General features: G+C 72.5%; 8 protein-coding genes. 4 read left to right on the top strand and 4 right to left on the bottom strand.

Annotation, left to right across the window (positions count from 1 at the left end; all coding sequences use genetic code 11):
* Window positions 1–174: 174 nt before the first annotated feature.
* Window positions 175–678 carry a polyadenylate-specific 3'-exoribonuclease AS gene (locus tag AB0A90_RS11425; RefSeq protein WP_357245169.1) on the bottom strand — a complete coding sequence of 168 codons (504 nt, stop codon included), beginning with the start codon at window positions 676–678 and terminating at the stop codon, window positions 175–177.
* A gap of 270 nt (window positions 679–948) precedes the next feature.
* On the opposite strand from AB0A90_RS11425, the gene AB0A90_RS11420 reads away from it, so the two are divergent.
* Window positions 949–1,641, top strand: coding sequence for a Crp/Fnr family transcriptional regulator (locus AB0A90_RS11420; protein ID WP_007463121.1), 693 nt, complete (start codon window positions 949–951; stop codon window positions 1,639–1,641).
* A gap of 91 nt (window positions 1,642–1,732) precedes the next feature.
* On the opposite strand, the gene AB0A90_RS11415 is transcribed toward AB0A90_RS11420, so the two are convergent.
* Window positions 1,733–1,930: a hypothetical protein gene (locus tag AB0A90_RS11415; protein WP_357245167.1), complete on the bottom strand. Its 198-nt coding sequence runs from the start codon at window positions 1,928–1,930 to the stop codon at window positions 1,733–1,735.
* 139 nt (window positions 1,931–2,069) lie between these two features.
* On the opposite strand from AB0A90_RS11415, the gene AB0A90_RS11410 reads away from it, so the two are divergent.
* From AB0A90_RS11410 to AB0A90_RS11400, 3 genes are all read left to right on the top strand, one after another.
* On the top strand, window positions 2,070–5,618 hold the full coding sequence (locus AB0A90_RS11410) for an adenylate/guanylate cyclase domain-containing protein (protein WP_357245216.1): 3,549 nt from the start codon (window positions 2,070–2,072) through the stop codon (window positions 5,616–5,618).
* A gap of 225 nt (window positions 5,619–5,843) precedes the next feature.
* Window positions 5,844–6,695 carry a DUF308 domain-containing protein gene (locus AB0A90_RS11405; RefSeq protein WP_357245165.1) on the top strand — a complete coding sequence of 284 codons (852 nt, stop codon included), beginning with the start codon at window positions 5,844–5,846 and terminating at the stop codon, window positions 6,693–6,695.
* 158 nt (window positions 6,696–6,853) lie between these two features.
* Window positions 6,854–8,380, top strand: a complete 1,527-nt coding sequence (locus AB0A90_RS11400) for a trehalose-6-phosphate synthase (RefSeq protein ID WP_357245163.1) — start codon at window positions 6,854–6,856, stop codon at window positions 8,378–8,380.
* A 76-nt stretch (window positions 8,381–8,456) separates the two neighbouring features.
* Here AB0A90_RS11400 and AB0A90_RS11395 read toward each other — a convergent pair whose 3' ends face one another.
* Both AB0A90_RS11395 and AB0A90_RS11390 read right to left on the bottom strand, forming a co-directional pair.
* On the bottom strand, window positions 8,457–9,284 hold the full coding sequence (locus tag AB0A90_RS11395; protein WP_357245161.1) for an alpha/beta fold hydrolase: 828 nt from the start codon (window positions 9,282–9,284) through the stop codon (window positions 8,457–8,459).
* An 18-nt stretch (window positions 9,285–9,302) separates the two neighbouring features.
* The gene (locus AB0A90_RS11390; RefSeq protein WP_357245159.1) at window positions 9,303–10,709 is read right to left on the bottom strand and encodes an NAD(P)-binding domain-containing protein; all 1,407 of its coding nucleotides are present in this window, start codon (window positions 10,707–10,709) and stop codon (window positions 9,303–9,305) included.
* Between the last annotated feature and the right edge of the window lie 17 nt (window positions 10,710–10,726).

Raw genomic sequence — 10,726 nt, 5'->3', positions numbered from 1 at the left:
TCGACGTCGTCTGGGCACTGCTGCGCGACGGCCGCGAGTTCCAACCCACACCACCGCTGACCGCGTCTACGGCTTGACTTGGTCATTGAAACTCCCTCGGATCGGCTGGTCGAACCGATGCCCGGGACAGAACCGGTCAAACCTACGACGGTACGACCGCCGCTCGGCGGATCGTCATCGCCCGCCAGAGGTCATCGCCCGCCAGCGGGCCAGGTTGTGCCGAGCGTCGACCAGAGCGTCGTGCCGGGCCGCGTCCGCGTCCGGCAGCGTGGGCCGACCACGGTCGTCCCAGAGCTGCCGCAGCTCCTTGGTGTACCGGGGGATCTCCCGGGGCAGCGCCGGCATCGCACCCCAGAGCTGGGCGAGCACCACATGGTCGTACGCGGCGAACCAGGCCCACAGCTCCAACTGCTCCCCCGGCCGGTCCCGGATGGGCTCGACCAGGAAGTCGAACAGGTCGTCGCGGATGCGCTCGCGCGACCGCCAGGCCCGGTCCGCCGGGGACGGCAGTTTGTCCAGTACGTTGCGCCGGACCCAGGGCACGGCACGGGAGTCGTCGAACTCCGTGGAGACCGCGTAGAACTCGCGGCCGTACTCGTCGACGACACCGATCGAGACGAGGTCGACGGTGGTGCCGTCCTCGATGAACTCGCAGTCGTAGAAATAGCGGTAGACCATTCCGGCCATCCTCGCCCACGGCCGCCCGGCCCCGCCCGGCGGGGGCCGCCGCACTGCTGGTGACGGGCCTGAGCGGCACTTCCATGACGGTACGCCGCAGCTCGCGACGGTCACGGAAGTGCTTCGAGGGGTGTACAGCAAGCGACCGGACCGTCATGATCTGATGTGTACCGCTACCGGATGCCGAATCGGTGTCAGTTCACCTTGTCAGGGCCATCAGGTTCACCCGGTGAGCGAGTGTGTGGTCCATGACCGGGGAGGGGTTGGGCCGTGGAGATGCGCCTGCCGGAGCCGGGTGACGCGCTCACGGGTGTCGAGATGTTCGCTGGTCTGGAGCCCGAGGTGCGGCAGCGCGTCATCGCCGCCGCCGTTCCGCGTACCTACCGCAAGGGCCAGTTGCTCTTCGTGGAGAACGACCCGGGCGAGTCGCTCATCGTGTTGCGCCGCGGCGCGGTGGCCGTCTTCCGCACCGCACCCACGGGTGAGCGGGCCGTGCTGTCGGTGATCCGTCCACCGGACGTGCTCGGCGAGGTCTCCCTGCTCGACGCGTCCACCCGGTCCGCCTCGGCCGAGGCCATCGAAGACTGCGCGGCGCTCGCCCTCTCGCGGGGCGCGTTCATGGAGCTGGTGCACTCCAACCCGCGCATCCTGGACGCGGTGATGCGCTCGCTGGGCGGGCTGATCCGCCGGCTGACCGAGCAGAACGCCGACCACGTCTTCCTCGACCTGCCAGGTCGGGTCGCCAAGACGCTTGTGCGGCTGGCCGGCGAGAGCCAGGCACCGATGATCACGATCGAGCTCAACCAGAGTCAACTGGCCGAGATGGCAGGTGGCTCCCGGCAGAGCGTCAACCAGGCGATCGGTTCGTTCGCCAGCCGCGGCTGGCTGCGTACGGAGGGGCGTCGGATCGTGGTGACCGACGTGGCCGCGCTGCGCCGCCGCGCCGGCATGAACGACCGCTGACAGTGCACGACCAACTGACAGCGCACGGACAACACGAAACGGCCGGGTCGCCAGTGGGCGACCCGGCCGTTTCGGCGTCATCGGTGTGGGGTCACACCCCGGAGCTGCCCGGCCCGGCCCACTTGTCCGGGCCCTTGCCGTCGCCACCCGGGCCGTGCACCGGCTCGCTGACGATGCCCTCGGCCTGCAGCGTGGCGAGCGTGGCGGCGTCGACGTCCACCGAGTCGCCCGCGGAGTGGCTGACCCCGTTGCCGTCGGTCCAGTCGCTCTCCAACTTGACGTACACCATTGACCTGTCCCCCTTGGTCCCTGCTCGATATCTGGCCGCCTGAATCTAGTCGGTCGGCACCGTCGGTGACTGTCCACAAGCCAACAGGCCGGTACCTGACATCGGCCGCAGGGGGCGATAATTCCGGTCAGGGGACGCCATCGGCGTCGACCCGCTCGTCTCCTGGGGGGATGTCATCGCCGCGCAGTGTGGACGCTGTGGACGCACGGCCGCCGACGGGGACCGCTTCTGCGGTGGCTGCGGCGCCGAGTTGGGCGCCGTGTGTCCGCACTGCCTGCGCCCACTCGCCGCGGACGTCACCTTCTGCACGTCCTGCGGGTCGCCCCGACCGGGCGCGGACCGACCAGCCGCGGTCACCCCGCAGGAGGACCGCCGCCGGGTGAGCGTGCTCTTCGTGGACCTGATCGACTTCACGCCGTACGTCGAGCGCACCGACCCGGAACAGGTCCGTGGCATGCAGACCGGGTTCTTCTCCGCCGCCCGCCGCGTGGTCGGCCAGTACGGCGGGGTGGTGGAGAAATACATCGGGGACGCGGTGATGGCGCTCTTCGGTGCCCCGATCGCCACCGAGACCGACGCGCTGCGCTGCGTACGGGCCGGTCTGGAACTGCAACGGGTGCTCACCCGGTTCGCGCCGACCGGCAGTGCCGAGTTGCGGTTCCGGGTCGGGGTGGCCACCGGCGAGGCGCTCGTCGACGTGGCCGCCGCGCGCGACGGCGGACAGGCCATCGTGGCCGGCGACGTGGTGAACACGGCCTCCCGGATGCAGTCGGTCGCGCCACCCGGCGGGGTGCTGGTCTGCGGCAGCACCCACGCGCTCACCAAGGACGCGATCCGCTACGAGGAGCAGCCCCCGGTCACCCTGCGCGGCCGGTCGTCGCCGACCGAGGTGTGGCTCGCCCTGTCCCCGCTGCGTCGCCAACCCACCGACCGGGAGCCGGACACCACACCGCTGGTCGATCGGGAACACGAGCTGGGGATGCTCGTCAACGCCCTGCACCGGTCGCTGCGTGACCGGCGACCGCAGGTGGTCACCATCTTCGGCCGGGCCGGCATCGGCAAGAGCCGGCTGTTGCGGGAGCTCTACCGGCACACCGGCCGGCTGGTCGACGAGCCGCTGACCTGGCGTACCGGGCGCTGCCCGCCGTTCGGTGAGAACGTCACCTTCGCCGCGCTCGCCGACATCGTGAAGTCCGAGGCCGGCATCCTCGACACCGACCCGGCGACGAGCGCCGCACAACGGCTCGCCGCCGCCGTGGGCGAGTTGATCGGCCCGGGCGAACGGGACCGGGTGGTGGACGCGCTGCGCCCGCTGGTCGGTCTGCCCGGCACGCCGTTGCCGGCCGAGGAGGCGGAGTCGGCGTGGCGTCGCTTCCTGCTGGCGCTGGCCGCCCAGCGTCCCACCGTGCTGGTCTTCGAGGACCTGCACTGGGCCGACGACGCGATGCTGCGTTTCGTGGAGCTGCTCGGGGCGGCGGCCCGCGACGTGCCGCTGCTGCTGCTCTGCACCGCCCGCCCGGAGCTTGTCGATCGGGACCCGAGCTGGGCCGGGACGATCACCGGCTCGGTGACGATCACCCTGCCGCCACTGCGCGACACCGGCATCGCCGCCCTGTACGCGCACCTGTTCGGCCAGGCGGCGTTCTCCGCCGACATGCTGTCCCCGCTGATCGAGGTGGCCGGCGGCAACCCGCTCTACGCGCACGAGTACGTCCGGATGCTGATCGAGCAGGGGGCGCTGCGCCAGTCGGGGCGGGGGTGGTCGCTGGACAAGCAGCTTGAGCTGGCCATGCCGGAGAGCGTGCACGCGGTGATCGCCAACCGGGTCGACCTGCTGGACGCCAAGGACCGCGCGGTGCTGCTGGCCGCGTCGGTGGTCGGGGTGCAGTTCTGGCCCGGCGCGGTCGCCACCGCGCTCGGGCAACAGGTCGAGTCGGTCGAGCGGTCGCTGCGCCGACTCGAACAACGCGACTTCGTGCACGAGCAGGCCGCGTCGACGATGGCCGGGCAGGCGGAGTTCCGGTTCCGCCACGTGCTGGTCCGCGACGTCTGCTACCAGCGGTTGCCGCGCACCGAGCGGGTGGCCCGGCACGAGCGCGCCGCCGACTGGCTCGACGCGCTGTCGCACTCCCGCGACACCGACCTGGCCGAGGTGCTCGCCCACCACCGCTGGGCGGCGCACGAGATCGCCCGCTCGCTGGGCATGCAGGTGCGGCGCTACGCCGGGCCGGCGCGGCAGGCGCTGCACCGGGCCGCCCGGCGGGCGTACGCGCTGCACGGGTTGGACGCGGCGGCCAGCCACGCGGGCCGGGCACTCGGCCTGGCCGACGACAGCGACCCCGTGGGCCGGCTCCAGTTGGAGCTGCTGAGCACGGAGATCTCGTTCTACCGCGACGGCAACGCGTTCCTCTCCGGCGGCGGGCCCGAGCAGGTGCACACGCTCGCCGACCAACTGCTGTCGCACGGCGACAACGCCTGCGCCGCGCGGGCGTGGACGCTGCTCGGTCAGGCCGCCTGGCTGCGGGCCGACCGCGGCGACGCGTTGGCCTGCCTGGACCGCGCGGTGCAGCTGTTCGAGCCCCTACCGGACACCCCGCAGAAGGCGGACGCGTACGCCGAGATGGGCCGGCTGCACATGCTCAACTACGAGCGGGACCCGGCCGTGTCAGCGGCGGACACGGCGGCGGAGATCGCCGAGCAGTTGGGCCTGACCGAGACCCGCACCAACGCCCGGATCACCGCGGCCACCGCCCGTTACCAGTCCGGGGACCGGGTCGGCCTGGACGAGCTGCACGCGATCGTCGAGTTCGCCCGGGCCGGTCAACTGCTGGCGCTGCCCCGGGCCACCCAGAACCTCGCCTGGGCGATCCGGGAGGAGGGCGACTGGCTGCGGTCCAATGCCCTGCTCTCGGCCGCGCCGGCGCGGACCGCCAGCGGTCAGACCCTGACCACCAGTTACTCGGCGGAGGCGATGCGCGCCTGGTTCGACGGCGACTTCGGCCGGCTCCTGGCAGCGGCGGAGGCGTTCGTGGACACGCCCACCGGGAGCTGGGACATGCAGGTACGCGGGTTGCGCTGCTGTCTGCTGGTGCTGCGCGACGACGACGACCCGGCCGACCTGACCGACGCGTTGGACACCGCGCGGCGCAGCGGGTTCCACCGGCTGCTCTGGACGATGTTGAGCATGGCCGCGTTGTGCCGGGGATTGCAGGGGCGCGACGCCGAGGCGGCGGAGCTGATCGAGGAGCTGGACGCGAGCTGGTCGGCGGTGCCGGCGCTGGCCAGCGGGGAGTGGATCGCCGCAGCCGCGTACGCCGCCGCCCTGAGTGGTCGGAGCGCGGCGGTGCGGGTCCGCACGATGCTGGGCCGGGTCGGGCACCGCACGCCCTGGTCCGAGGCGGCGTTGCGGACCGTCACGGCGGCCCTGGCCGCCGCGGACGGCGACCACCGGCGCTCCGCCGAGCTGCACCTGGCCGCCGCCGAGACCTACGGGCGGATCCCGGACGTCAGCGACCAGGTGTTGGCGCTCGCGCTCGCGGCGGCGGAGCTGACCCGCGCCGGCGACCGGACCGGCGCGCGGGCGACCCGCGCGGAGGTACGCACCTTCGCGCTGCGCAACGACGCCCCCGGCCTACTGGCGCTCGCGGGCCGGCCGATCAGCCCGACCGGGCCCGCGGTGGCCTGCTGAGCGGGAGGCCCATCGGGTCCCCGAATGCCGACGATCACCGAGATGGCGCTGGTCGCGCAAGAACGGACATAGAACCCCGGTCGCGACCTGCGGCGGCAGTCGTGACTTTGGAAGACGCGACACAACGCACTCCCGGAACGGTGCCCGGACGTGTCACGATTCAGAGCACGGCGTGCGGACGGGCGTCGAGGGTCGCGCCGCGAGGCGCTTAAGGGGGATGTCCGGGTGTCAGCGGGTGGTGCCCGCCGGGGACGGCGGGACAACGGGCTCGACGCGAACGAGTACGCCGTCGTCGGCGACGTCGATCCGCGCGTCGGCGAGCACCTGCTCGACGTGCTGGCCGCTGGCGGGATCGCCGCCTACCTCCAGCCCTCGGCCGACCTCAACCCGGTCACCCGCACCACCACCGTCCCGGCCCGACCGGTCGACCGGCTCTACGTCGACCGCTCACACCTGACCACCGCCCGGGACTATCTGACCCAGCTCGCCGACGAGAGCAGCCCGGAGCAGCCGCCCGCACGCGACGAACCGGACATCGATGCCGAGTGGGCGCGGATCGTGGCCGGCTTCCACACCTCCTCCGCCGTCGGCGACCGCCCGTGGCCGGCCTCGGAGGACGTGGACGAGCGGGAGGCGCGCGACGAGCCGACCGCCGGCCCGCTGGCCCGCTCGGGGACCGACGAGCCCGGTCCGACCGCCACCGACACCCGTCGGCTTCCCTACGCCACCGACATCTCCGGGATCTCCGTGGGTCGCGGCACCCGGCCGGACGAGCCGTCGCTGCTGGACGGGCTGGACACCTTCGGGGCCGACCTGCCCGACGACGAGGACGACGAGGGTTACCACCCGCCCCCGCCGCCGCCGCTGCCCCGGGTCAGCAAGTACGCGGTGGTCGGTGTGCTCGGCGTGGTCGTCGGGTTCGTGCTCTTCCTCTTCCCGTCGCTGATTCCGGTGGACCGCTCGGCGGTCACCCTGTTCGGGTTCACCGGCATCCTTGCCGGTTTCGTCACGCTGATCTGGCGGCTGCGCCCCGGCGACGAGGACGACGACGACCCGGACAACGGCGCCGTCGTCTGATCCTGGCCCGCATCCCGGGACGGCGCCGACCCGCCGAGCGCGTAACAGTGGTGTAACTTACTGTCAGTAGGAATACCGCTGTACGTCACTTCCCCCGCTGACTGACCGGTTTTTCCTTGCTCGTGGCGGTCAGTCCTCTGCTGATCGGAATGCCCGAGATGCGACAGAGTTCTCTCGTGGTGGTGGCCAACCGCCTCCCCATCGACGACAGTCAGGCGCCCGACGGGGCCTGCGAGTGGCGGCGCAGCCCGGGTGGGCTGGTCAGCGCGCTGCACCCCCTGCTGCGACACACCCCGGCGACCTGGGTCGGTTGGGCCGGCGGCACCGGGCCTCCCCCCGCCCTACCGGACGTCGACGGCGTCCGGATGCACACCGTCGCGCTCAGCCCCGAAGACCTGCGCGACCACTACGAGGGGTTCGCCAACGCCACCCTCTGGCCGCTCTACCACGACGCCGTCGAGCAGCCGCAGCACCACCGACGGTGGTGGGAGGCGTACCAGCGGGTCAACAAACGCTTCGCCGAGGCGACCGCCGAGGTGACCGAGCAGGGCGGCGTGGTCTGGGTGCAGGACTACCACCTGCAACTGGTCCCCGGTCTGCTGCGCGCGCTCCGTCCGGACCTACGCATCGGCTTCTTCCTGCACGTGCCGTTCCCACCGCCGGAGCTTTTCATGCAGTTGCCGCGCCGGGCCGAGTTGCTGCGCGGGATGCTCGGCGCCGACCTGGTCGGCTTCCAGCGGGTGCAGGCGGCGCACAACTTCGCCCAACTGGTGACGAGGGTGCTGGACCTGCCGGCCACCGACCGGCGGATCGGCATCGACGACCGGGTCGTCCGCATCGGCGCGTTCCCGGTCTCCATCGACACCGCCGAGATGGGCGCGCTCGCCGCCCGCCCGGACGTGGCCGCCCGGGCCCGCCGCCTACGCCAGGACCTCGGCGACCCCCGGCAGGTCATCCTCAGCGTCGACCGGATGGACTACACCAAGGGCATCGAGCAGCGCCTCAAGGCGTACAGCGAACTGCTCGCCAGCGGCGACGTCAAGGTCCGCGACACGGTGTTGGTGCAGGTCGCGATGCCGAGCCGCGAGCGCGTCGGCCAGTACCAGATCCTGCGTGAGCGGATCGAGCGCGAGGTGGGCCGGATCAACGGCGAGTTCGGCCGGGTCGGCGAGCCGGCGATCCACTACCTCACCCAGCCCTTCGACCGGGCCGAGTTGGCCGCGCTCTACCGGGTCGCCGACGTGATGGCGGTGACCCCGCTGCGCGACGGGATGAACCTCGTCGCCAAGGAGTACGTGGCCGCCCGGGTGGACGACACGGGCGCCCTGCTGCTCAGCGAGTTCGCCGGCACCGCCGCCGAACTCTCCCAGGCGTACCTGGTCAACCCGCACGACCTGGAGGGGCTCAAGCAGGGCCTCTGTGCGGCGTTGCGGGCCGCACCGGCCGACACCACGCAACGGATGCGGGCCATGCGTGCGCACCTGGAGGAGCACGACATCCGGGCCTGGGCGCGCTCCTACCTGCACGCGCTGGACGAGCACGGTGCCCTGGTCAGTCGCCTGACCAGCAACGACACCTCTCCCAGCGACGCCAACCCGGACGCCGCCACCTCCACCGACGGTGCTCGGGTGCCACGACCCGCCACCCCCACCGCCGCCTCGACCACCCGACAGACCAGCGGCTGACCAGTCGGGGGCGTCGCCGAGCACGACCCACCCCGCCCGGACCGGCGACGCCCCAAGGCGGCGAGCGTCCGGGTGCTCAGCGCGCCGTGGGCTCCTTCTCCAGCCAGTCCAGGATCGCGTCGATCGGCTCCGCCCACCGCGCGTCCAGCATCAGGTCGTGGCCCATTCCGGGAAAGAGCAGCGGGGCCGAATCGTACCGACGGGCCACCCCGGTCAACGTCGACGCCGGCACCACCCGGTCATCCGGGCTGCCCAGCACCAGCACCGGCGGTGCGCCCACCGCCGGCTCGGCCTCCGGCTCGCCCAGCAGAGCCCACTGCGCCCGCCGGCCCGCCCGGCCGAGTCGCCCGACGTACCGCCGGGCCTCCTCGTCGGGCAACTCGCGGCTGAACAACTGCCCACGGTTGAGCCGCAACGGCCCACCGAACACCGCGGGCAACGTGCCCCCCGGGTTACGGCGCAGCGCCGCGCCCAGCACTCCCCAGCCGCCGAAGACCGGCGCCACCAGCACCGCGGCCCGCGCCGGATAGCGGGCCAACGCGTGCGCCACCACCAGGGCCCCGGCGCCGTGCCCCACCAGCACCGCCTGCCGCGGCAGGCTCGCGGCCACCTGGACCACGTCGTGCGCGTACGCGCGCAGTGTCGCCTCCGGCGCGGGCTCGCTGGCACCGTGCCCACGCAGGCTCACCGCGTACGCCGGGAAGCCCCGCGACGCCGCGTGACCCAGCCAGTGCTCGGCGAACGCCCACGCGCCGTGCCCGAACCCGGGGACGAAGAGCAGCGGGGGTCGCCCCTCCTCCGCTGCGGGGACGGCGCTGAGCACCTCCCGCCGGGCCGGTCGGACCGGACGCGACCACTCCCGACCCCGCATGATCCGCAGTTCAGTCACTGGTCTGCCTTCCATTCGCGGCTACCGGGCGGCTCACTTGCCCTCCAACTCGACCAGGGCGCGTTGGATGGCGCGCAGGTAGTCGGCGTGACCGACCTCGAACCAGTGCCGGCTGCTCTCCTTGACCGGCCCGGAGTACCGCTCCCCCGCCCGGTCCCGCACCCGCTGCGCGAACGCCGTGGCCCGTTCCGGCCGATCCCGGCGGGCCTGGAGCAGCCGGGCGAAGAGCACCGTCTGCCAGTGCGACAGGGTGAACAGTCCGGAGTCCGGCTGCACCAGGCCGGCGACCGCCAGCGTCGGGTGCCCCGGGGTGAACGCGTTGAGCCACAGCGTGGGTCGGCCCGCCCCGGCGCTGTCACCGAACACCGACGCGTCGAGGAACTCGAAGCGCGGCAGGTAACCGGTGGCGAAGACGACCACCTCGGGGTCGATCTCGCGGCCGTCGGACAGCTCCACGGCGTACGGGCGGAACCGGGCGACGTCCGGCACCGGGCCGATCCCGCCGTGGCCCACGTAGTAGACGAGCTGGCTGTTCGCGATCGGGTGCGTCTCGTACACCCGGTGGTCGGGCTTGGGCAGGCCGAAGCGGGTCAGGTCGCCGACGGTGAACCGCATCGTCCAGTGGTAGAGCCACTGCCGCACCCGCAGCGGCACGCGCAGCGCCAACAGGCTGTCGTTCACCTGGTCGGCGGGGCGGCCGAGCACGTACTTCGGGGCGTACCAGTAGCCGCGCCGGGTGGAGTGCCAGCACCGCGACGCCTGTTGGGCGGCCTCCACGGCGATGTCGCAGCCGGTGTTGCCGGCGCCGACCACCAGCACCCGCTTGCCGCGCAGCTGCGCCGGGTCCTTGTAGGACGAGGCGTGCATGATCTCGCCGCGGAACTCCTCCAGCCCTTCGTAGCGGGGCAGCTTCGGCGACCAGTTGTGGCCGTTGGCGATCACCACGGCGGCGTACCGGGAGGTGCGCTCCGGGCCGTACCCGCCGGTGGAGCGGGTGGTCACGTCCCACCGCTCACCCTCGGCGGGCTCGACCCGGACCACCTCGGTGCCGAACCAGATGTGCGAGCGCAGGTCGAAGTGGTCGGCGTAGCGCTCGAAGTACGACAGCAGCTGACTGTGGTGCGGGTAGTCCGGCCAGGAGTCCGGCATCGGGAAGTCCGGGAACTGGGTGAACGGCTTCGACGAGATCAGGTGGGTGCTGGCGTACACCGGGCTGCGGTCGTGCCGCCAGTTCCAGGCGCCGCCGACGCCCGTCTCCCGTTCGTAGCAGTCCACGCCGAACCCGTGCTCGCGCAGGTTCTTGATCGCCGTCAGGCCGCTGGCCCCGGCCCCGATGACGCAGACCGTGTCGCCCCGGTCGGAGACCGGGCGACCGTCGCCGCTGTGCGCGGACGAGGTCGCCTCCGGGTCGGGCCGGCCGTGGTCGGTGGAGGTGGACACCGGGACATCTCCTTTTG

Source organism: Micromonospora sp. NPDC049204, from assembly GCF_040647935.1.
Classification (GTDB): Bacteria; Actinomycetota; Actinomycetes; order Mycobacteriales; family Micromonosporaceae; genus Micromonospora.
Note: the sequence above shows the minus strand (reverse complement) of the source record. Positions and strands in the feature narration are given on the sequence as shown.